Source organism: Ulvibacter litoralis (assembly GCF_900102055.1).
Taxonomy (GTDB): Bacteria; Bacteroidota; Bacteroidia; order Flavobacteriales; family Flavobacteriaceae; genus Ulvibacter; species Ulvibacter litoralis.
Genome location: NZ_FNBA01000004.1, coordinates 143,145 through 166,598, shown reverse-complemented (window position 1 = coordinate 166,598; position 23,454 = coordinate 143,145). Strand labels below are relative to the sequence as shown.

Below are 23,454 nucleotides of genomic sequence, written 5' to 3'. Positions count from 1 at the left end.
TATAGAATGAAGTACTTGTTTTTTTTCTTCGGAATCCTTTTTACACTTAACGCTGTACGTGCTCAAGAAGCCTATGTTTTTACAGAACAAATTGATCTTGAAACAACTCCAGTCATAAGTCAGGGACGCACAGGAACCTGTTGGAGTTTTTCTACCTCTTCCTTCTTAGAATCTGAAATTATTCGACTGACAGGAAAAAACATTGATCTTTCTGAAATGTACACCGTTCGTAATACCTACCCAAAAAAAGCAGAAAACTTTGTCATGCGTCAAGGAAAAGCACAATTTAGTGAAGGAGGTCTAGCACACGATGTATTAAATTCGGTACGCGAGTATGGATTGGTTCCTCAAGAAGCCTTTAGCGGCTTATTTGCTTCAGAAACAAATCACAACCACGCTGAGATGGTTGCCGTATTAGAAGCCATGGTTAAAACCTATGTTGACAATCCTGGACGAAAGCTTAGTAAAAATTGGACAAAGGCAGTAGATGCTGTACTTGATGTGTATTTAGGGAAAAATACGACTCAATTTATGTTCGAAGGAAAACAATACACACCTGCTTCATTTAGAGAAATGACAAAAATTAATCCCGATGCTTATGAAACTATCACTTCGTTTACACAAGCTCCTTTTTACAGTTCTTTTATCTTAAATATTCCCGACAACTGGAGCAATGGAAGCATGCATAATGTCCCTTTAGACGAAATGATGGAAACAATTAACAATGCCCTTCAGAAAGGATTTACGGTAGAATTGGATTGCGATGTAAGTGAACGTACATTCTCTGCAAAAGATGGTGTAGCTGTCGTTCCGAAAGATTCAGAAAATAACATTAAAGCGTTACAGGGAATCTATCCTGAAATGGTTGTGACCCAAGAATACCGCCAAGATGAATTTGAAAACTACGATACCACCGACGATCACTTAATGCATATTACGGGAATGCTGAAAGATCAGAAAGGAACGACTTATTATAAAGTAAAAAATAGCTGGGGAACCGATGATACAAAAATCGCAAATGACGGTTATGTTTATTTTAGTGAAGCCTATATGCGTTTAAAAGCAATAAGCATTATGGTACACAAAGATGCAATCCCAAAAAATATTGCTAAAAAATTAAAGTTGTAATCTATCTTTGGTGTAATTCTTGTTATGAATAGGGAGATGAAAAAAATAATCTGTATTGTAGTTTTTTTGTTGCCACTTTTAGCGAGTGCGCAATTCGATTTTGATACACGTTATTTTACAATTAACGCCACTTCATTACCTGATGTTCCACAAATCAATGAAGATTTTCAAGTTAAAAGATCACCTTCAGAAAAAGCTGGCACCTTCACATTAGAAAATACTCCAACTTTTGCTGCGACATTAAATGCTATTAAAATAAGCGCTACCAATTATTGGGAGCCTGTGAATATGATGGATGCGGTAACGGTAAGTACTAATTATTTAGACAAAACATTAAGTATCGCACCCGTTGACTCCAATAGATTTGGTTTTAGTGGGTATACTTCAGATGCGTCATCAAAAGTGAAGAATACAGTTTATTCTGAGGTACGAGGTTTGGATATTTTAGATCCGTGCCCTCCTTTTGGAATTTGTCCACGCTGTGCTCCGTACCGCTTCCGAAGAGGGTATTAGAATTTGTAATGAACTTAAATTTTTAAGGATACATAGCTTACTCTGCTACAACCATCTCGATACCGTCCTCTTTCAGAATAATTTGCTTGTCTCTGTAAAGAGTCCCTATCGCCTTTTTAAAACTCTTTTTACTCATCCCTAATTCATTTTTAATGGTTTCGGGATCGGTTTTATCGTGAAAAGGAAGAAATCCTCCAGCGGCCTGCAACTCTTCTAATATAAAGTTTGCATTGGGCTCAATACTTCTATAACCAGGAGTTTGAAGTACAATATCAATTTTATTATCGTCTCTAATCTTCTTTACATACGCTTTGGTTCTATCGCCAGTACGAATGTCTTCAAAAATATCTTCTATGTAAATTAGTCCTTTGTGAACACCATTTACAATCACATTGGCCCCTTTTTCAGTAAGGTGCGTTACCAAGATATTTACTTCTTCAAAAGCAGAAACTGTAAGATTGTCATTTTGAACAAAACGATTGGTTTTACTAGAACCTACCAAACGTTGTGTAAGTTCGTCAATATATAAATAGACAATATACCAACTTCCTGCCTTCATAGGTCTTGCTTGTTCTTTAAAAGGAACAAATAATTGCTTTTCTAAGCCCCAATCCATGAAAGCTCCGTATTTGGTAACATCACTACAATACAAATAGCCAAAAGTATTCAGTTGTAAAAAAGGTTCTAATGTTGTAGCAATAGGACGCTCTTCATTATCTAAATACACAAATACTTCTATTTCGTCATCAATCTCAAAATGTTCAGGTTTGTACTTGTGCGGAAGCAAAACGACATTCTCTTCGTCATCACCTAAATACAGGCCTGGATCGGTCTCTCGAAGTATTGTAAGCGTATTATATTCACCAATTTTTATCATACTGCAAAGATACACTTTCCGACGTAAAAATAATACTAAATATACGTATCAAAAGAAAGGGCGTAGCGCATAGAATTCTGGACATTTACAAAACAGCTTTTTTTTCCATGCGTTTTGTCGAATAATTTTTAATTTAAAGTAATATTTCATATTTTTATGAAGAATATTCTTACATCCCCAGCATTATGACAAATACTACCCCTGACCAACTTAATGATAAAAAGACTACCACGACCCTAGAAACGGACCTAGGTACTTTTTATATTACAGGAGGAATCTTAATGCTAGAAGCTAAGGAGGATACTTTTATCTCTTTTAAAACGGGGCTTCCCACTCTTTTAAAGTTATCACAAATAATGGGTACAAGACCCGTTGTTTATATCTCTCACAGAATTAATTCGTATTCGGTAGATCCTACTGATTATAAAATTCTTGAAAAAATACCGACACTTAAGGGAATTGCTGTTGTAAATACAAATCCAAACGGCATACAATCTGCCAAATTAGAAAAGATATTTTTCAAAAAACCTTTTAAAATTTTCACCGACTTAGAGATTGCTAGAAAGTGGGCAACGACGCTTTTAGAATCTTAAAACTACTTTATAAATTTAAAATAGTTGATTAGGATTTGATCATTTACTTTGGAAGGTGTAAAAATCTCCAATAATTTTGGTCCTTCGGAAGGACTATAAAATTGCTGTAACGATTGCTGTAAAGAAGCTTCACCTGTCACGGAAGCATAATCTAACCCGTACATTTCTGAAAGTTGACGTGCGGTTAACGAATGTTTTGTTTCAAAAAACCTATCAAATTTCTCTGTATTCTTTTCGCCAGGTAAAATTCTAAAAATACCGCCACCCGCATTATTAATCACAATAATTTTGAAGTTCGCAGGAATGTAATTATTCCACAAGGCATTGCTATCGTACAAAAAGCTAAGGTCGCCCGTTATAAAAACCGTTGGTAAGTTTGACACATACGCCGCGCCTATTGCAGTGCTCATGCTCCCATCAATTCCGCTAGTACCACGGTTGCAAAACACTTCTATAGAAGCATCCAATTCAAATAGTTGTAAATAGCGAATCGTCGCACTGTTGCTTAATTGCAATTGTAATGGCTTCGGAAGTGTTTCAACAATTTCTGAAAACACTTTAAAGTCGGAGTATGCTATTTCTGAAACATATTCTTCATGTTTTGCCAATCGATGCTCCTTCACCAATTCCCAATCTTTTGCATAACTAGAAGAAACAGAAGCTGTTTTCGGTAAAAATTTCGCTAAAAAAGTATTTGGAGTCACCTTAAAATGATGGCTTAAACAAAAATAAGTATCGTATGCTTTTTTGGAGTGTACATGCCAATGGGCTTTAGGTTGATATTCTCGTAAAAAGGCTTTTATTTTTTTTGAAATAACCATACCTCCAAAGCTTAACAGAATCTCCGGTTGCAAGGCTTTGAATCCAGTTGCATCTAAAGGAGCAATTAATTGATCTATCGCTGGAAACATATGGTCATGATGCAAGTTTGAAGTTGTTTCAGTTAGTATCATAACACTTTCATCTGTTGCCAGTTGATCTATAAACCGTTGTTCAATACTATTTGGAGGTAAAACACCTACTAAAATGAGCTTCCGCTTACTAGCATTCCATTGTTGAACGTACGGCGTTAAATCATCTATAATCCCTTCCGAAGAAAAAGACATATCAATCTTTTCTGGTTGCACTTCTAAAACATCTACTTTATTGTAAAGAGGTTCCGAAAAAGGCACATTAATGTGTACAGGCCCTTGCTGCTCATACGCAACTGTTAACGCTTTTCTAATAATGTTTTCATTGCTCGCTTGATGTTCTGCTCCTTCTATACAGTTGGCATTGTACAAACTATGTTTTCCATAAACGTCTTGTTGTTGTATGGTTTGGCCATCTCCAATTTCTTGTAAATGTTCAGGTCTATCGGCTGAAATGACTACTAAAGGAATATCGCTATAAAACGCTTCGGAAACTGCAGGAAAGTAATTAAGTAATGCCGAACCTGAAGTACATACTAATGCCACAGGTTTCTGAAGCTGTTGCGCCAAGCCTAGTGCAAAAAAAGCCGCACAACGTTCGTCTACAATACTAAAACTATGAAAATCTGGATGCTCTGTAAACCCTATTGTTAAAGGCGCATTACGAGATCCAGGAGAAATAACAATATGGTCAATTTTGCTAGACAAGCATAATTGTGTAATTGTTTGCGAAAGAATTTTACTTGAAAACTTCATTAGCTACAAAGGTACAAATAGTGTGCTATAATTAAAGAAATGGTTGCAGTACTTGTAGCATTGTTTGCATTTTATTTTTGGTTTCTTCCCATTCTTTTTCAGGCTCCGAATCAATTGTGATTCCACCACCAACGTACAATGTCGCTGTTGTCTCTTCAATTTTTAAACAGCGTAAATTCACAAACAACTGCGAATCACCACTTCCAGGATTAATAGGTCCTGTGAAACCGGTATAAAATTCTCGGTCATAGCCTTCATTAAACGCAATAAATGATTTCGCAAATTTTGTAGGGGTTCCACAAACTGCGGGTGTAGGATGTAGTGCATTAGAAATAGTAGCTAGAGTCGCTTTTCCATTTTTTAAAACTCCAGAAATATCGGTGCGTAAATGCGCTAACGAGCCTGCTAACTGTGTGTACGTTTTCGAAATTTTGACAACAGAAGTCACGCGTTGCAAACTAGTTGTTATCGCATCGGTCACATATTGCTGTTCTGTAATCTCTTTACTTGTCCAATCTGGCGGACGTTTACTATTTACTTTTTGCGTGCCTGCAAGTGCCATTGTTGTAAATGAAAGTCCTTCAGTTTTCACTAAGGTTTCGGGCGTTGCACCACACCAGAGTCCTGTATCGGGGTGGTACCAAAGATAACGATACGTATTTGAAAATAAATTGAATAATCGATTTAGTAAGATTGAAAAATCTAACGGCTGTATAACAATATCTTTCTTGCGCGAAACAACTATTTTATTCGCTTTTTTGTTCTTGATAGCGTCTCTTGCTGCTTTAACTAACTTTAGATGTTTTATTAAATCCTCTTCTTTTTCATCAATAGAGACTTCTTGTTGCGTGATACTATTCTTCGGAAAGGGAATCGATACAACTTCTGCTTTATTTGCTGGAATACAATACAAAGGTTTTTCAGAATCGAAAGGGGCGAATAGCATATCTTGTTCTAAAAAACAATTTCCTTCCATTATTTCGTTTTTAATCTGAAAATAACACGTAATAGTATCGCTATCGGGAAGACTATATATTGAAAAGGGGATTTTAGAATCGTACTGACTTTTTATTTTTTCTAACATCGCTGAATACTCCATACGAAACTATTTATATAAAGTTAATGTAGTTAGTTTTACTAACGAGATTAATTCGTCTGCTTCATTTGTAATTCGAATTTGCCACAATTGAGTCGTTCTACCTTTGTGTACAATTTTAGCGGTTGCATATACAAATCCATCTCGAATGCTTTTAACATGATTAGCCGCAATTTCAATACCTCGAATCATTGCTTTTTCGGTATCTAAAAAAATGAATGCCGCAGCACTTCCAATACTTTCTGCTAAAGCCACAGAAGCGCCTCCATGCAACACACCGTCGGGTTGATGCACACGAGGGGTTACAGGCATTTTAGCGACTAAAGTATCGTCGGTAACCGATATAAATTCAATGGAGAGCGTTTCCATTAGTGTGTTTTTACACATATCGTTACATTTGGCTAAAATTTCTTCTTTAGTGTACTTCATAGGAATGTTTTACTTTTGCTAAAGTACAAAATGCACCAATAAATGACACCTCAAAAACAAGTTTCTTACTCAACTACAAACACATATTCAACGCTTAATACGATTACTTCAGAAACAAAACATATTTGGCTTGTTTTTCACGGTCTCGGGTATTTAAGTAAATACTTTATCAACTATTTTTCAGAATTAAATCCTACTGAAAATTTCATCATTGCACCACAAGCTCCCGCTAAATATTACCAGGATAAAAAGTTTCGCCACGTAGGTGCTTCTTGGCTTACACGAGAAAATACAACTCTTGAAATTGAAAACGTATTAAATTACATAGACGCTGTGTTTGACGCAGAAAAACCCAACACACTTCCTAATTTTATTGTACTTGGTTATTCGCAAGGTGTTTCAATTGCAACACGATGGGTCGCAAGCCGCAAAATTAAATGCAACCACTTAATTCTTCATTCTGGAGGAATTCCGAAGGAATTACAACCTGAAGACTTTACATTCATGAGCCCTACTACAAAAGTTACTTATTTGTATGGCGACAACGATCCATACATTACAGAAGCTAGGAAAACCGAAGAAGAGCTTAAAGGAAGTAATCTGTTTGGAGAAAGACTTGAAGTACATGTGTTTAAAGGGGTTCACGAAGTAAATAAAGAATTTCTCATTACCACAGCGAAAGAAAAATAAGACAAAAGAGTGTATTTCATCGAATAAATTTGCATATAATCAAGTTAAGCCTTTAATTTACATCAAATTGTAGGAAAAAACTTAACCCCGCTTATATGAAAAATTTGATCTTAACCTTAGCATTTATTTTTACTAGTATCGCACTAGTAGCACAGGTAGCTCCAAAAGAAAAGCAAGCACTATTAGACTTTTACATCGCTACAAACGGTGAAAGCTGGGTAAACTCTTGGGATATCAATCAACCTGTTAAAGATTGGTTTGGCGTAACAGTTAAAGAGAATAAGATTACAGGCGTAAGTCTTTTATTTAATAATATGACAGGAACTATTCCTGCTTCAATTGGCGACTTAGAAAACTTGGAAGTATTTGAGGTTTCTTTTAATAAGTTATCTGGAAATCTTCCTACTGAATTGGGTCAACTTTCTAAATTAAAAGTTTTAGCTATCAATGGAAATAACATTTCCGGAAATATCCCATCTACCATTGGAAATTTAAGCGCTTTAAAAGAGTTACACTTAAGCAGTAATAAATTAGACGGAAGCATTCCAACATCTCTTAGTAACTTATCAGAATTAGAGATTTTAAATGTATTCGATAACAATCTTGTAGGAACATTACCTATTGAGTTATCTTATTCTGAAAACTTAAAAAAGTTGGTGATTGCTGAAAATGAAATCATCGAAACAGAATCATTTGCATCTTTACTTCTTTTCAATCAAGAAGCGAACTTTAAAAACCCAAACATAACTCCTTCAGCTAAAACAATTATAGCGAGTGAGGTTAATGACGACGAAAATTAATATTTCATATTTTTATTTTTTATTTGGTTATAACGACTCTCTAAACGGAGTCGTTTTTTGTTGGTTGAAATACAATTAAAACGAACTAAAGTACTGTTTGGCAAGTTTTTTAGTATTTTGCAAGTAGATTACTTGCAATAATGAACTTTTAAATAGCACTATTATGAAAATTCAATACCTACTTATCGTTTCCCTTTTCTCCTCAACCCTATTTTCTCAAAGTTATTTTCAGAAAAAAGCAGACAATACACCCATCGAAAATAAAACAACCGCTACTACTCTTGTGGCTAGTATTCCCTATCAAGGTTATGACGAAACACAAGCCTATTTTGGTGAAGGTGAGTATGAAATATTTTTAGATATTATTAACGGTGAGCTGGACAAACCTATTATTATTCTAGATGGTTTCGACCCTGGTGATGGTAGAGATATTAACGGACTTTACAACAGCTTAAGTTATGGAGGAGATAATATGGCAGATGTGCTACGATCTGAAGGTTTTGATATTGTAATTTTAAATGCACCACTTTATACTACCGATGGAAAAGACATTGATGGTGGATCTGATTATATTCAACGAAATGCAATGGTGTTAGTCGAACTAATAAACTTACTAAATGACCAAAAAGTTGGGGATGAAGAGCTAGTGGTTTTAGGACCTAGTATGGGCGGTTTAATTGGCCGTTATGCGCTTTCATATATGGAGCAAAATAGTCTTGATCCTGAAACTCGTTTGTATATATCATTCGATTCACCGCACAAAGGAGCAAATATCCCTATCAGTTTACAATACTTAATTAATTACTTAGCACAACAACTAGGAGATCCACAAGCAATTGCCATTGTAGACGACGTTTTAAATTCGCCCGCGGCTAAAGAAATGTTGTACGACCATTTATCAGGACATTTATTAAGTGGTTCAACTTTTGAGCAAGACCCTACATTAGTTTTACCTGCAGGAGCACCCAATTTTAGAGCTGCGTTTCAAGCAGAATTAGACGCGCTAGGTTTCCCGCAAAATGTTCGAAATGTTGCCATGATTAATGGTAGCGGACAAGGGACAACAACTGGAACTGCTGGGATGCAAGTGGTTAGTACCAATGTAGATTTAGGTAGTGGATTATCGGCAGACATCGAATTACATTTTACACCAGCCGCCAGTCAAACCAATTCACCAACCTTCGTCGAAACACTTTTCACAGGAATTCCTTTAACCGAATTTACTACGGAAGCTGAATCGTTTTCATTTACAGATGGTATTGATAGCGCACCTGGAGGAACCTCAAACATATCAAGCGCTTTGGGTGGCGGTGGAAGCTCTAACCCTATTATTGTAGCATTTATCGCAGCCCTAGACCAAGACGATTATTCATTTATTCCGACCATAAGCGCACTTGCTATAGAAAATGAAGACAATTGGTTTGCAACACCAGATATTGGCGGCACACACACTTCCCCGTTTGTAAATACATTTATTCCTTCTGAAAATGAATCACACGTAGCAGTAACTCCAGAAAGCGCACAATTTGCACTCGATGAAATAAGAAACGGTGTTGCAGGTATATCAGATTTTAATGCTTCGGAAAAATACGTTCTTGACAGAAACCCAGTAACAGATGCAATTACACTTCACCTGAAGACTTCAACTGTTTCTGAAAAGGTACAATTATCCATTTATAACAGTACTGGACAACTTTTAATAAATGAAACTTACAGCAACCCTGCTTCAGAAATTACGTTGAAGCATGCGTTACAGTCAGGAATATACTTACTGCAAGTTGAAGATTCAGAAAACACCCAAACATTAAAATTTGTAGTAAAATAATTGCTCTCTTTTAAATTGAAAGTTGGAAATCCCATTATAGATAAAACAGCTAATTGCAGATAGTTACATAGATAGAATGAATACGTTTTTCACGCTCACACTCCTTTGTTTACTCGCTATATCTACAAAATTAGTGGCACAAGATATAACGATTGGCAGCCGTGTGTCTATCACTTCCGAAATATTAAAGGAAGAGCGACCGCTACTCATCTATCTGCCTCCTTCCTATTATTCAAATAAAGATCAGCAATATCCTGTACTATATATATTAGACGGAGACTATAACTTTCAATACGTCACCGGGCTCATTGAATTGCAATCGAATATTAGTGAGAACATCCCAGAGATGATCGTAGTTGGTATTTCAGGAAAAGGTACCAAAACCTACAGAAAAAACTGCAAACCGAATATTCAAGGTGCTAAAGATATTGGCAATGCAGACGAAACGCTACAATTTATTAAATCAGAACTCACACCCTATATTCATTCAAACTACAAGGCAGCCGATTACAAGATATTAGCAGGACACTCCATTGGAGGACTCTTTGTAATTAACAGTGCTCTTGTACAACCAGACCTATTTAATCATTACATCGCAATAAGTCCAGCGTTATGGTGGTCGGATAAAGCGATACAAAAAAGAGCAAAAGATATTTTCAAGAAAAACACTAGCTACTCCTCAGATGTATATGTTTCATTAGCAGATGAAAAAGGAATGGAAGTGGCCTCTTTTTTAAAGCATACCAATGATGGTTTTAAGTTTAAACAATTTGAGGAAGAAAATCACAACTCTGTGGGTGAGCCTACGTACAAATGGGCGTTAAAAGCTATTTTTAAAACTTGGAAAACAGAACAGCCATTTTTTGATTCTTCGGAAAGTTTTATAACTCATTACAACAAGGTGAAATCTCATTATAATACAACTTTCAATATTCCGAATGGAGTTTTAGGATATACCCACTATAAGTTAAAGTCGAAAGAAGCTGAAATTAAAAAAATTCAGGAGTTTGTTTCTGAATCATACCCTGCTTCCCTACCCTATTTCAACACTTTAATAGCTGCTAATTATCTTGAATATAAAGCGTATGAAAAAGCGGAAACACTCCTGACTGAAACATTGAAACAGTATCCTAATTCGTTTGAGGTGCTTCAAAAATTATCTGAAGTAAATAAAGAGCTAAACAAGCTTCCTGAAGCCAAAACACATATTGAAACCGCTATTCGTTCTGCAAAAGAACAACAAGCTAGACAATGGCAAATTAATGAGTTACTCGAAGCCAAAGAAATGCTTCAAAATTGAATTTACCCTTTTTTATTAGAAGCCTAAATTGCTTTTAACACAGACAGAAGGAACTGAAGTTACGTAAAACTTTCCGAAGAAAAACCAATATAAAAAGAAACAGCCTTAGCTATGAATCTAAGGCTGTTTTAACATAAGTTAGGTATGCAATCAAACATGTTCTTTGGGAAATTAAAAAAACTAAAAATTAACTATTTCAGCTCTGCTTTTTATGAAGTGTTGCTAGTATTCCTTAAAAAAAGGTCTGGCATTTACAGATACACTTATTTTACTGATCCCATATAACTAATGTCTCCTAATAAAGTACTACTCTTATTGTTTTAACCATTAGTATTTAATCACTATGTAAATATACGGCCCTAATACAGTTGTAAATCAATCTTTTAGATTAGCGTCAAATTTATGCCGATGAGAGGCTAGAAACTTCCGTTAAATGGTAAAAAACACCTATGCTAACAACTTTTTCTAAAATAATACCATCATTGAAAATTAATAATTCCGAATTGCTAGTTTATAAAAACACGAAAAATACATCTTAAAACCGCCGTATGTTTACCGTAAGATAGAGTTGTAAACCTCTAAATTTTCAGAAAAAAGTAAACACAAAAAAAGCCTTAGGTAGCAATCTAAGGCTATTTTGTGTAAGTAAGTTTTCAAACCAAATTGGGGATTTGGGGATTTTAAACTATTATAGTCTTACAACTAAAATAGAGTTCTTAACAGTTATAACTAATGCTCATAATTATATTGTAAATATACAAGTGCTATTAAAATATAAATCAACATATTAGATTAGGTTAATGTTTCTATAGACGAGTTGCAAGAAGCTTCCGATAAACCGTAAATAGTTATATTTCTTTAGCATAAAACTCATAAGCCAATAAAAGTGACTGGTAGTAGTATCTTACAAAAGAAAGTAGTAAACAAAAAAAACAACCTTAGGTAGGATCTAAGGCTGTTTGGCTTAAGTAGGTTTGTACTAAAATTGGGGACTATAAAAAATTTATTGGGGATATAATTTATATTCTTGTTATAATTACTTTACTATTTAATTACACTGTAAATATACTTCTTCAATACACTTATAAATCAACATTTTAGATTAGCGTCAATTTAATATAGACCAAAAGCTTAAAAATACCGTTAAACGGAAAAACTAATAGAAAACAATATAAATCCATCTGTATACCCTTATCATACTAGTTTGGCAGTCTTCTTATTTATAGATACATTTGCATGTGTCTATCTATTATTATGGAATTAAAACAAATTGAAAAAATATCGAAAGCCTTAAGCGACAGTAACAGGCTTAAGATTTTGCAATACATGCAACAACACCAAGGTAAGATGGAATGCCAAGAAATTGGGTCGTTTCTAGATCTCACACAACCTTCCATTAGTCACCACATTAAAAAATTAGTCGAAGCCGATTTAATTCAACCACAAAAGGAAGGAAGGCATTACAACTATACAATTCATGCCAAAACATGGGAAGAATACATTACTTCACTAACCAAAATGTAATTTTTTATTTATCAAATACATCGAAACTTTTAAATATATCAATCTATAAAGCAAATGTCTTTACTAAAAAAACATACAAAATACTCCCTATTAGATCTCGTATTAATTTCTGAAGGAATTAGTGCTTCGGAAACATTACAACTTAGCAAAACGTTAGCGCAAAAAGCAGAAGCGTTAGGCTATCATAGATACTGGCTGGCAGAACACCACAATTCGATTGCAATTGCCAGCTCGGCAACCACCGTTTTAATGGGATACATTGCTGAAGCTACCAAAACAATAAGAGTAGGTTCGGGCGGAATTATGCTTCCCAACCACTCCCCGCTTATTGTGGCTGAACAATTTGGAACCTTAGGATTACTGTATCCAAACCGAATCGATTTAGGTTTAGGACGAGCGCCAGGTACCGACCAAGAAACTGCATTTGCCATTCGGTCTGATAGAATGCAAGCACAGCATCAATTTCCTGAAGAGATTGAAAAAATTCAGCAGTACTTTTCAACCGAAAATAGCACCGCTAAAGTAAGAGCCAATATTGCTGAAGGTGTCGATGTACCGTTATACATTTTAGGATCTAGCACCGATAGCGCACATTTAGCGGCTAAAAAAGGACTCCCCTATGCTTTTGCGAGTCACTTTGCAACAGCACAATTATTTGAAGCGTTAGCTATTTATAGAAATGAATTTCAGCCTTCAGAGTATTTAAAAGAACCGTATACGATGGCAGGGATTAATGTAATTACTGCAGAAACGGACGCGGAAGCAGAACGAATTTCAACATCCTTAATCAACATCATCTTAGGTATTGTAACAGGGAAAAGACAATATGTTCCTGCACCAACAACCATGACGGAAGATTTGATTGAAATAAGTAAGCATCCTGCCATTCATCAAATGTTGAAGTATTCTTTTATAGGAAGCAAAGCATCTGTTAAAAAACAAACGAAAGACTTTCTTGATAAAACACATGTAGATGAAGTCATTGCAGTAACCAATATATACGATGCGCAAGATAGAGTTAGATCGTACTCCTTATTTTCAGAAATAATGAAAGAATTAAATAAAGTATAAAAGATTACTGCCAATCCTTATTAAACAAAAAACCCGCAACTTTAAAAAGTTGCGGGTTTTTATATTTTTTTAGATTTCTTGTAAAGATCTGCCTGAGACGAATAAGCGATTCACTACATTTTGCATTGCAATAAAAAATGCCTCACTTTCGCAAGGCATTTTATTATATAGTTTAGGCTGTAAAGATCCGCCTAAGGCGGATAAGCGATTCACTACATTTTGCGTTGCAAAATGTGTTCTCTGCTTATTTTACTTCTTCAAAGTCTACGTCTTCAACATCTGCATTCTCATCGCTAGATGCTCCTGCGTCAGCTGTTGGTTCTCCAGCTGGAGCTCCTTGTGCATCTGCTTGTGCTTTGTACATTTCTTCAGAAGCAACTTTCCAAGCCTCGTTAATTTTATCTAACGCTGGTTGAATGGTTTCAACTTCTTTTGTTTCGTACGCTTTTTTCAACTCTTCTAAAGCAGCTTCAATTGGCGCTTTCTTATCATCAGATAATTTATCACCAAACTCTTTTAATTGCTTTTCAGTTTGAAAAATCATTCCATCCGCTTCATTCAGCTTATCCGCTTTTTCTTTCACTGCTTTATCAGATTCAGCATTTGCTTCAGCTTCTTGCTTCATTTTTTTGATTTCCTCTTCAGTTAAACCAGAAGAAGCTTCAATACGAATGTCTTGAGATTTGTTTGTCGCTTTGTCTGTAGCACTTACTTTAATAATACCGTTGGCATCAATATCGAAAGTAACTTCAATTTGAGGTACTCCTCGTTGCGCTGGTGGAATTCCATCTAAGTGAAAACGACCAATCGTTTTGTTATCTGGAGCCATTGGGCGCTCTCCTTGCAATACGTGAATCTCAACACTTGGTTGATTATCGGCAGCTGTAGAGAATACCTGACTTTTCTTAGTAGGAATTGTTGTATTTGCTTCAATAAGTTTTGTCATTACACCACCCATTGTTTCAATACCTAATGATAAAGGTGTAACATCTAATAACAATACATCTTTTACATCACCTGTTAAAACACCCCCTTGAATGGCAGCACCAATTGCTACTACTTCATCAGGATTTACTCCTTTGTTAGGTGCTTTTCCGAAGAATTTCTCAACCGCTTCTTGCACAGCAGGAATACGAGTAGAACCTCCAACTAAGATAATCTCATCAATATCGCTTTTTGAAATACCTGCTGCTTTTAATGCAGTTTCACAAGGCTTAATTGTTCTTTTTACTAAATCGTCGATTAATTGCTCAAACTTCGCTTTTGTTAACGTTTTCACCAAGTGTTTTGGTCCGCTAGCAGTAGCTGTTACGTATGGCAAGTTAATTTCTGTTTGTGCTGCAGATGATAATTCAATTTTCGCTTTTTCAGCAGCTTCTTTCAAACGTTGTAAAGCCATTGGGTCTTTTCTAAGATCCATTTGCTCCTCTGCTTGAAACTCGTCTGCCAACCAGTTAATAATTTTTTGATCTACATCATCCCCACCTAAGTGTGTATCACCATCGGTAGATAATACTTCAAATACACCGTCTCCTAATTCAAGGATTGATACATCATGCGTACCACCACCAAAATCAAATACTACGATTTTTTGGTCAATACCTTTTTTGTCCATACCGTAAGCAAGTGCTGCTGCAGTAGGCTCGTTTATAATTCTACGTACTTTAAGTCCCGCAATTTCACCCGCTTCTTTAGTCGCGTGTCTCTGACTGTCGTTAAAGTATGCAGGAACAGTAATAACTGCTTCTGTTACGTCTTGCCCTAAGTAATCCTCAGCAGTTTTCTTCATTTTTTGAAGAACCATTGCGCTCAATTCTTGTGGGGTGTACAATCTACCATCAATATCTACACGAGCAGTATCGTTATCACCTTTTACAACTTTGTAAGCTGCGCGGTCTGCTTCACTTTTAGATTCTGAATACTTATTCCCCATAAAACGTTTTATAGAAGAAATAGTCTTGGTAGGGTTCGTTACTGCTTGTCTTTTTGCAGGATCTCCAACTTTAATTTCACCACCTTCAACAAAGGCGATTACAGAAGGTGTAGTTCTTTTTCCCTCTGCATTAGGAATTACTGTTGGCTCGCTACCTTCCATAACAGCCACACAAGAGTTGGTAGTTCCTAAGTCGATTCCAATTATTTTACTCATAATGTTATAGTTATAATTTACTAATTTATTTTTTATTTACGATGTGTATATGACAAGGATTATGCCACTAGAACATATCTGACATGATGGCAGAATGTTAGTAACTGTAGTCGAACGATATAAAGATACTAATGACGTGGGTAGGTTCTATCCCGAAGCTTCAGGAGGGTCGGACTTTCATTACTCGCTTCCCGAAGAAAAACTAGGAGAGCTTGCCTGCGGCAGAGGGAGGCTCAAACAAACCGTTCTATCCCTCTCGCTGATGTTATATTTCTTTTTTAAAGTAAAGGTATCAAGACACACCTCTATTTACTTACTTCTTACAACTTAATGATTGATCCAAACACTTTCCAACAACTCATCATCGGTAGGGCGTTCAAACCAAGTTTCCATGAATTCAAAATTTTCTTCGGTTACTTCAAATTCAAACGTGTCTCCTTTTTCAGTATTTCGTTGCAAAACACGCTCCTTCCGAACCTCCTTCGGAATATCTAAAAAATGAAGCTTACACTCAATGTCATGCGCAATTGCAAACTGTCTAAATTTTTCACGATGGTTAATTTTTGACAGTCCTAAATCCAATATTGCATCTACCCTCGATTCGTGCAATTGCAGTATTAGCTGCTGCATAAGTGTTTCAGCACGCTCAATACGCTCTAAAAACCAATCTAAGCCATCCGTTTCTTTCTTGTCGGGAAGAAATAACGTATTATTCCAAGCATCAATAGAGAAGATAATTCCATTCGTTTTTTTCTTCAACTCCCTTGCATAAGTTGTTTTACCAGCCCCTGTATTTCCTACTATTAAGTGTATCATTGTTGCAAAACTACTATTTTTCAGAAACAAAACAAGACAGTGTTTTCTTTAAAAATTCTTTCTACTGCTTGCTTACAGACTTCTTACTTAAAATAATAATAATTGAATAGAAGTGTTTACTTTTTTAATAATTTAAAAGTTTCAGAAACACCTCTGTTTGCTGTTACTTTTAAAAAATAAGGTCCAGAACTTAAAGAAGAAATCATTGCGTTTAGTTTTTCTTCCGTAGAAACTTTGAATAACGTTCTTCCCAATAAGTTAAGTACTTCAAAAGATGTGATATCTTCTGTGCTATTTATAATAAGCTTATCCTCTACCGGATTGGGATAAAACTGAAAATCTAATGCTTCAAATTCTTCATTGGCAAGAATAGCATATCCTAAAGGACCTTCTACCAACTCAATGGTTTCAGTTTCTAACTCTAATAATGGTTTCAATTCACTTGCATTACAATCGCAGGCTGCAATATACGTTCTTTCAAATTGAGTCCCTCCAGAAGGAAAAGCAGGTTCAAAATATAAAACATCAAAATCTTCAAAAATGATATTTAAATCATCATTGTCTGTAATTACTGCTCCTGATGAAGTTGTTGTCCCTGTATTTGTACCATTGTCTAATGTTATCAATTTAACATACAAAGCATTCATTGTATGTGGCGCACATTGAATGGTATTTTCTATAACCGATGAGTAATTCATAAGCGCTTGTTCAAACGCATTAATATCACAGCCATCGCAAAGTATAAAATGAGTACGGTCATACCATTCCGGAATGTAACTATACCCTGGGTAATAAACCGACGCATCAAAAGCCGCGAATATATCATTAAGTCCACTGTCATTAGATTCAGGAGTATATCCAGGAATTGGGTTTCCAATAGGGTACCCTACAGTTGCATCTACCAATCGTAATTCGATTTGGTATTGCTGTCCAAACAATAAAAAATTGGAAAGTACTACAGCTAAAAATATATATTTTTTCATGCTACAAAGTATTTATTAAATATAATCAAAATTTTACGATTTATGCGTTTTCAATAAAAACTCCTTTTACCTCTTCTAACAATTTTTGATATAAGGTATGTATTTTCCAAAAGCTATATTCTTAAAACAAAAAAACACCCGAACATTCGGGTGTTTTTTAACTATTCTAATTCTTTTACACTATTGCTTTACAAAACGAATTGTTTTAGACGCATTCGCATCGCTAGTAATCGTCAACAAATAAATCCCTGAGTCTAAATTTGATGTACGGATTTTACGGTTCGCATCTGAAATTTTATTTTCTAACAATACACGTCCGTTCACATCAATAATCGATACACTATAATCACCTTCTATTTCTCCAAAAAGTGTCAATCTATCTGCTGTCGGATTTGGATACACACTTAATTGTGAAAGTGTTTGATCTTCTACTCCCAACGTTGCGGGAGGAAGAGGAATTAATGCGCCACCAGAAGCTAATGCAACCCACAGCCCAAATTCAGGTCCATTCGAGTTTTGAGAAGGATCTAAAAACCCAGAAGCCAACACTACGAGTGCCTGACCTTCTAATGCTAAAGTGCTTAAAGGAGCTCCGTAAGCAGCAACACCTACTGTTCCTGATGCATCTTGTATTTGCAATACATAATCTGCCGTTGGTAATTCTAAATATCCTTGAAATTCACTGTATGAAATATCATCAACTATGACACCAGCTCCAACTCCCGATTCTACTACATCTACCGTAGGTGCATCGGTAGCACCGTGGTGTACTAATACATCTGTGTTTGATCCATTGGAAGCCATTTCTCTCCCCATAGCATATACTTGAAGACTTGCAGCAGGCGATGGATTGTAGCCTGTCGGACTTATAATTCCATCTGCAACCACAACATAAGTTTCATTCTCGGCTAAAGTTACCGGCACAGTTAATACAGCATCCCCAACATCAGTACTGCTAGAAGGTGCTATAGATAGATCTATCGATACTCCTGCAGGTAAGTCGATAAAAGGTGTTGCGGTTCTAAACGCAAAATCATCTATTGCTAAATCTGAATTTACATACACATCTACCTCTGAAGCCAAAGCATCGGCAGAATTATGAATTACCTGCACTCGGGCAGTTTGCGAAAAAGCAACAGTAGTCGTAAAAAAGACAATAAAAATAAAGAGTAATTTTTTCATAATAACAGTTTTTTGTTAATGTTCAGGGAACAAGATAATTACAAATTCATTTTGTTTAATCTTTTTTATAAAAAGTTTAACAAAATGAAGAATCAACTATTTTTATCATCTCTATTAATTTGTCTTTACAACCAGTAGTTCTCCCCATTGTGTTGTATATCGAGGACTTCGTTCCTTTTTAATAAGTTCCCATTCGTTCATGCGAGTTCCTATCATGGCAGAGGCTACTGTAGACTTTCCGTATTTATTGTTGAGGGTATCAAATACTGCGATTAGTTCTTTTTTACCCAACTTTGATGGTTGATGAAACAAATTTCCTTGTACGTATTCCTGCGGAATAATACCGCTTAAATTCACCCCTACTTTTTTATACCGATAGCCAGGTTTATAAATATGTCGCAAGGCTTTACGTGCTTCTGAAATTAACATAAACGTATTGTTGGTAGGTACTTCTAATGTCACTGTGACACTATTTGAATACTGTTTGTCAATATTGCTGTGGTAATTGGTATGTAAAAAAACCTGTACGTAGGTTGCACAGCTTTTTTGCGCCCGTAACACTTCACTTACCTCACTAATATAGTAAGCACAAGCCTCTTCAATACGACCAATATCTTCTAACTTTTGTCCAAACGATTTTGCGGTCCCTATCCCTTTTTTTGGCTTCGGAAGCGTTGTAAACTCCAAACACGATTCCCCGTTCATTTCGCGCCACATCCGCTCTCCCACTACAGTCATCTCTTTTCGTACCCATGCCAACGGAAGATTTGTGAAATCATACGCCGTATGTACTCCTATAGTTTGCAAACGTTTTGCATGTTTGCGTCCAATGCCCCAAACATCGCCAATTTTTGCCCATTGCAAAGCTTCAACCCTTTTCTGTTCGGTGTCTATTACAAACACATGATTATTACTCGCTACCTTCTTAGAAATTCTGTTCGCCAATTTCGCTAATACCTTCGTAGGTGCAATTCCGACGCCGACAGGCAAACCAGTATTCTTGTAAATTGCATCCTTCATTTGGTGACCGTAACCTGTCAACGAGACGTATTTCATTCCGAAGAGATCCACAAACGCCTCATCAATGCTATACACTTCAACTTGTGGCGAAAAAGTGGTGAGAATATTCATTACGCGCTGCGACATCTCTCCATACAAGGTGTAATTAGAAGAGAAAAAAGACACTTTATTTTTAATCAATAAGTCTTTAATTTTAAAAACAGGCTCGAACATCGGGATATGTGCCAACTCCTTTGCTTCCTTGTTTGCAGCAATAACACAACCGTCGTTATTACTCAGCACAACTACGGGCTTTCCCCACAAATCGGGACGAAATACTTGTTCACACGACGCGTAAAAGCTATTGCAATCTACCATGGCAATCATAGCGCGTAATGAATTATATATGTAATAACACCCCAAAGTGTAAAGGAATCTTCTTTCGCCGTTTTTGGCATTCGCTGTACTGTAAATTCACCATCAGAAACCGTTAAAATTAAACTCCCAACTTTGGGTTGCAACGACCGATCGATAATTAAAACATCCTTATGTTTAATCTGCATGTTTGCATACCCATTTCCATCTACGCGAATAAAAAAAGTAGCATCTTGATTCTGTATCAACTCCTTATGCAAATCGATAGGTGCTTCTAAATAGTGCGTAGCCGCACTTGGAAATCCCGTTTGTTTTGAGACTTCTGGTGCGTGGCGATCTTTGCTTTTCTGAAGCTTTCCTGAAGTAGTTATTTCCATGTTTCAAAAGTAGGAATTATTCCTAAAAATTGGAATTATTCCAATAAAAGATATGAACATTCAGAAAATAGTTTTGTTCCGTAGAAATGAATAAATTTGACTCCCTAAAGTACAAGACTATCATATTGTATTTTCAATCGTTCCCTAAAAAAACACCATGGATAAAAAAATAGGTTTAAAAGAAGCGATATCCATTGGTATTGGAGGAATGGTTGGCGGCGGAATCTTTGCAGTATTAGGGTTGGCCGTTGCCTTGGCAAAGGGAGGAACACCTATTTCTTTTTTAATCGCCGGACTTATAGCGCTTATCACTTCCTATAGTTATGTAAAATTATCGCTTCGTTATCCAGACAGAGGCGGTACTGTGAAATTTATAAATCAAGGGTTTGGCATTGGCGTATTTAGTGGAGGTATTAATAATTTACTTTGGATTAGTTACATTATAATGCTGGCCTTATATGCTTCGGCATTTGGCTCGTACGCTCCCAACTTATACCAAATTACAAGTGATGCTACGATAGATTCACACATCTACGCATCGGCTATAATTGTTCTAGCCTCAGTTATTAATTATTACAGTATTGCGGTGGTTGGAAAAATTGAAGCCTATGCCGTAATTATCAAATTAGTTATTTTATTAACTTTTGTAGGCTTTGGAGCCTACGGACTTATAGGAAATCCACATGTCACCCAGCTATCGCCAACCCATTGGGAAGCTCCGTTTAAGCTTCTTACCGCTGGAATGGTGATTTTTGTGGCGTATGAAGGTTTTGAGCTCATTGCAAACGCGGCGCCGGATATTATAAACCCCAAGAAGAATATTCCGAGGGCTTATTATGGGTCGGTAATTTTTGTCATCTTTTTATACGTTATTATAGCAGCCATCACTGTTGGTTCTTTAGATTTTGCGCAAATAGCAACTGCCCAAGATTATGTGTTGGCCGAAGCTGCAAAACCCATGCTGGGAAAAGTTGGATTTACCGTGATTACCATCGCAGCTCTAATCTCTACCTTTTCAGCCATCAATGCTTCTCTGTATGGAGGCAGTAAAGTAAATTATGAAATTGCTGAAGACGATGAATTACCTAAAGAGTTTACACGCTCACTATGGAATCAGCCCATTGGATTATTAATTACTGCTATTACGACACTGATTTTGGTAAATAACTTAAAATTAGAAAGTATCTCCACAGCAGGAAGTACTGGTTTTTTATTAATTTTTGCTATTGTAAACTACACAGGGTTTAAACTTTCAAAAGAAATAAACGGAAGAAAAAGTATTCCTTTTATAGGTTTTATATTTTGTCTTGTGGCACTCGTTGCGCTGCTCGTTCAACATTTTTCAGAAAGTAAGTCTGATGTGTTTATAGCTGTAGGAATCATTGTTTTTTGCTTTCTATTAGAGTTTCTATACAAACAAAGTGAACGCAGAACTTCGACCAAATAAAAGAATACCATAATTAGTCCCGTTACAACCCCTTCAATTTTAAAAAATCTATAAATTTTAGGTGTAATTTTTAAGTTTCTCCTAAATAGATACGTTTAAATTTCTTAGGTTTGATTTAGATTTAAAACTATGGAAAGTATTAGTGTTTTCGACATGCTTAAAATTGGTGTAGGACCTTCAAGTTCACACACTTTAGGACCTTGGCGCGCGGCAGGACGATGGATTGATGAATTAAAAAAGAAAGGAACTTTTGATAATGTCGCTTCTATCACTGTAGATTTATACGGATCATTATCTTTAACAGGAAAAGGACATGCAACCGATATTGCGGTACTTTTAGGATTATGTGGCTTTGACCCTGTAACCTTTCCAATAGAAAAGATCGACGAAACCATTACTAAAATTACTACGGAACACAAACTACAACTCAACAGCGAGTTAGCAGTACCTTTTATTCCGAAGGAACATATAAAATTCAACCGAAAATTTTTAGATTTTCATCCAAACGGAATTACGTTTCGAGCAACACTAACTAACGGAAAAAAAACATTTTCTACCTATTATTCGATTGGAGGAGGCTTTGTTGTGAAAGAAGAACGAAAACGCGCCAAGAAAAAAGTGGAACTGTTTTCTCATTTTCCGTTTCCTATTGAAAAAGGAACCGAATTACTCGCTTATTGCAAAGCGGAAGGCAAATCGATTAGTGAAATTGTTCTCGAAAACGAAAAATCAATTTGTTCAGAAAAAGAAATTAACGACAAACTAAAGGCTATTTGGGATGTTATGTTAGATTCTATGTACGTAGGCTGTCATACTGAAGGTACGCTTCCTGGCGGATTAAATGTAAAACGCCGCGCTTACGAAACAAATAAAACACTACTTACCAGTACCTCCTATTCCAATGCCGAAGAATGGATTGCGACCATTCGAAATACAGAAGTGAAATTTAGACAAATCCTAAAATGGGTTTCTTGTTTCGCTTTGGCCGTAAACGAAGTAAATGCCTCTTTAGGACGTGTGGTAACAGCACCTACTAATGGAAGTGCAGGTGTGATTCCAGCCGTAATGATGTACTATATGGTGATTGAAAACCACGATGCTAATTTTGAAGATATTCGTAAATTCTTATTAGTCAGTGGAGAAATTGGAAGCTTGTTTAAAAAAGGAGCTACCATTTCGGCTGCTATGGGGGGCTGTCAGGCAGAAATTGGCGTTTCATCCGCAATGGCAGCAGGAGCGCTTACCGAACTTATGGGAGGAACTCCAGAACAAGTACTCATGGCTAGCGAAATCGCGATGGAGCATCACTTAGGACTTACCTGTGACCCTATTGGCGGATTGGTACAAATACCGTGTATAGAACGCAATGCGATGGGCGCTATTAAAGCAATTAATGCGTGCGAAATGGCATTAGATGGTGATCCTGCCAATGCGAAGGTTCCATTTGACAAAGTGATTGAAACCATGTGGGAAACAGCAAAAGACATGAATACGAAATACAAAGAGACTAGCGAAGGCGGTTTGGCTGTGAAAGTAAACATGAGCGACTGCTAAATCATTCATAATAAAATCATTACTCTTCTTTTTTATTTTTCTTCGGAAAAGACTAAAAT

21 protein-coding genes are annotated in these 23,454 nt (G+C 36.1%); 11 read left to right on the top strand and 10 right to left on the bottom strand.

Going from position 1 to position 23,454, the window contains the following annotated elements; all coding sequences use genetic code 11:
• Positions 1-6 precede the first annotated feature (6 nt).
• Positions 7-1,128: a C1 family peptidase gene (locus tag BLQ00_RS13265; protein ID WP_093144803.1), complete on the top strand. Its 1,122-nt coding sequence runs from the start codon at positions 7-9 to the stop codon at positions 1,126-1,128.
• A gap of 36 nt (positions 1,129-1,164) precedes the next feature.
• The gene (locus BLQ00_RS13260) at positions 1,165-1,641 is read left to right on the top strand and encodes a hypothetical protein (RefSeq protein ID WP_093144802.1); all 477 of its coding nucleotides are present in this window, start codon (positions 1,165-1,167) and stop codon (positions 1,639-1,641) included.
• A gap of 37 nt (positions 1,642-1,678) precedes the next feature.
• On the opposite strand, the gene BLQ00_RS13255 is transcribed toward BLQ00_RS13260, so the two are convergent.
• Positions 1,679-2,518 (bottom strand): CvfB family protein, encoded by an 840-nt coding sequence (locus BLQ00_RS13255; protein WP_093144801.1) that lies wholly within the window; start codon positions 2,516-2,518, stop codon positions 1,679-1,681.
• A 185-nt stretch (positions 2,519-2,703) separates the two neighbouring features.
• On the opposite strand from BLQ00_RS13255, the gene BLQ00_RS13250 reads away from it, so the two are divergent.
• A complete protein-coding gene (locus BLQ00_RS13250; protein WP_093144800.1) occupies positions 2,704-3,111 on the top strand; it encodes a hypothetical protein in 408 nt (135 codons plus the stop codon).
• A 2-nt stretch (positions 3,112-3,113) separates the two neighbouring features.
• Here BLQ00_RS13250 and menD read toward each other — a convergent pair whose 3' ends face one another.
• Genes menD through BLQ00_RS13235 form a run of 3 tightly spaced genes read right to left on the bottom strand, consistent with a single transcriptional unit; the run spans position 3,114 to position 6,303 of the window.
• Positions 3,114-4,778 (bottom strand): 2-succinyl-5-enolpyruvyl-6-hydroxy-3-cyclohexene-1-carboxylic-acid synthase, encoded by a 1,665-nt coding sequence (menD, locus tag BLQ00_RS13245; RefSeq protein ID WP_093144799.1) that lies wholly within the window; start codon positions 4,776-4,778, stop codon positions 3,114-3,116.
• Positions 4,779-4,809: 31 nt separating this feature from the next.
• Positions 4,810-5,877: an isochorismate synthase gene (locus BLQ00_RS13240; RefSeq protein WP_093144798.1), complete on the bottom strand. Its 1,068-nt coding sequence runs from the start codon at positions 5,875-5,877 to the stop codon at positions 4,810-4,812.
• A gap of 6 nt (positions 5,878-5,883) precedes the next feature.
• On the bottom strand, positions 5,884-6,303 hold the full coding sequence (locus BLQ00_RS13235) for a hotdog fold thioesterase (RefSeq protein WP_093144797.1): 420 nt from the start codon (positions 6,301-6,303) through the stop codon (positions 5,884-5,886).
• Between the two features lie 42 nt (positions 6,304-6,345).
• On the opposite strand from BLQ00_RS13235, the gene BLQ00_RS13230 reads away from it, so the two are divergent.
• The 6 genes from BLQ00_RS13230 to BLQ00_RS13205 all read left to right on the top strand — a co-directional run bounded on the left by BLQ00_RS13230 (position 6,346) and on the right by BLQ00_RS13205 (position 13,513).
• Positions 6,346-6,993 (top strand): alpha/beta hydrolase, encoded by a 648-nt coding sequence (locus BLQ00_RS13230; RefSeq protein ID WP_093144796.1) that lies wholly within the window; start codon positions 6,346-6,348, stop codon positions 6,991-6,993.
• 95 nt (positions 6,994-7,088) lie between these two features.
• A complete protein-coding gene (locus BLQ00_RS13225; protein WP_093144795.1) occupies positions 7,089-7,793 on the top strand; it encodes a leucine-rich repeat domain-containing protein in 705 nt (234 codons plus the stop codon).
• Positions 7,794-7,956: 163 nt separating this feature from the next.
• On the top strand, positions 7,957-9,618 hold the full coding sequence (locus BLQ00_RS13220; RefSeq protein ID WP_093144794.1) for a T9SS type A sorting domain-containing protein: 1,662 nt from the start codon (positions 7,957-7,959) through the stop codon (positions 9,616-9,618).
• A gap of 76 nt (positions 9,619-9,694) precedes the next feature.
• Positions 9,695-10,918 (top strand): alpha/beta hydrolase-fold protein, encoded by a 1,224-nt coding sequence (locus BLQ00_RS13215; RefSeq protein WP_093144793.1) that lies wholly within the window; start codon positions 9,695-9,697, stop codon positions 10,916-10,918.
• A 1,254-nt stretch (positions 10,919-12,172) separates the two neighbouring features.
• On the top strand, positions 12,173-12,442 hold the full coding sequence (locus BLQ00_RS13210) for an ArsR/SmtB family transcription factor (RefSeq protein WP_093144792.1): 270 nt from the start codon (positions 12,173-12,175) through the stop codon (positions 12,440-12,442).
• A gap of 54 nt (positions 12,443-12,496) precedes the next feature.
• Positions 12,497-13,513, top strand: coding sequence for an LLM class flavin-dependent oxidoreductase (locus BLQ00_RS13205; protein ID WP_093144791.1), 1,017 nt, complete (start codon positions 12,497-12,499; stop codon positions 13,511-13,513).
• Between the two features lie 244 nt (positions 13,514-13,757).
• On the opposite strand, the gene dnaK is transcribed toward BLQ00_RS13205, so the two are convergent.
• From dnaK to BLQ00_RS13175, 6 genes are all read right to left on the bottom strand, one after another.
• Positions 13,758-15,662, bottom strand: a complete 1,905-nt coding sequence (gene dnaK, locus BLQ00_RS13200) for a molecular chaperone DnaK (protein ID WP_093144790.1) — start codon at positions 15,660-15,662, stop codon at positions 13,758-13,760.
• Positions 15,663-15,989: 327 nt separating this feature from the next.
• Positions 15,990-16,478, bottom strand: coding sequence for a P-loop nucleotide/nucleoside kinase family protein (locus BLQ00_RS13195; RefSeq protein WP_093144789.1), 489 nt, complete (start codon positions 16,476-16,478; stop codon positions 15,990-15,992).
• A gap of 116 nt (positions 16,479-16,594) precedes the next feature.
• Entirely contained in the window at positions 16,595-17,461 is an 867-nt protein-coding gene (locus BLQ00_RS13190) for a T9SS type A sorting domain-containing protein (RefSeq protein WP_093144788.1), read from the bottom strand.
• A gap of 180 nt (positions 17,462-17,641) precedes the next feature.
• Positions 17,642-18,643, bottom strand: a complete 1,002-nt coding sequence (locus BLQ00_RS13185; protein WP_093144787.1) for a DUF4397 domain-containing protein — start codon at positions 18,641-18,643, stop codon at positions 17,642-17,644.
• A gap of 114 nt (positions 18,644-18,757) precedes the next feature.
• Positions 18,758-20,029: a Y-family DNA polymerase gene (locus BLQ00_RS13180; protein ID WP_093144786.1), complete on the bottom strand. Its 1,272-nt coding sequence runs from the start codon at positions 20,027-20,029 to the stop codon at positions 18,758-18,760.
• Positions 20,026-20,394 carry a S24 family peptidase gene (locus BLQ00_RS13175; RefSeq protein ID WP_093144785.1) on the bottom strand — a complete coding sequence of 123 codons (369 nt, stop codon included), beginning with the start codon at positions 20,392-20,394 and terminating at the stop codon, positions 20,026-20,028. Before BLQ00_RS13175 ends, BLQ00_RS13180 begins: the two co-directional genes overlap by 4 nt.
• A gap of 157 nt (positions 20,395-20,551) precedes the next feature.
• On the opposite strand from BLQ00_RS13175, the gene BLQ00_RS13170 reads away from it, so the two are divergent.
• Together BLQ00_RS13170 and BLQ00_RS13165 are read left to right on the top strand one after the other, a co-directional pair.
• Positions 20,552-21,841 carry an APC family permease gene (locus BLQ00_RS13170; RefSeq protein WP_093144784.1) on the top strand — a complete coding sequence of 430 codons (1,290 nt, stop codon included), beginning with the start codon at positions 20,552-20,554 and terminating at the stop codon, positions 21,839-21,841.
• Between the two features lie 129 nt (positions 21,842-21,970).
• Entirely contained in the window at positions 21,971-23,395 is a 1,425-nt protein-coding gene (locus BLQ00_RS13165) for an L-serine ammonia-lyase (protein ID WP_093144783.1), read from the top strand.
• Positions 23,396-23,454 lie beyond the last annotated feature (59 nt).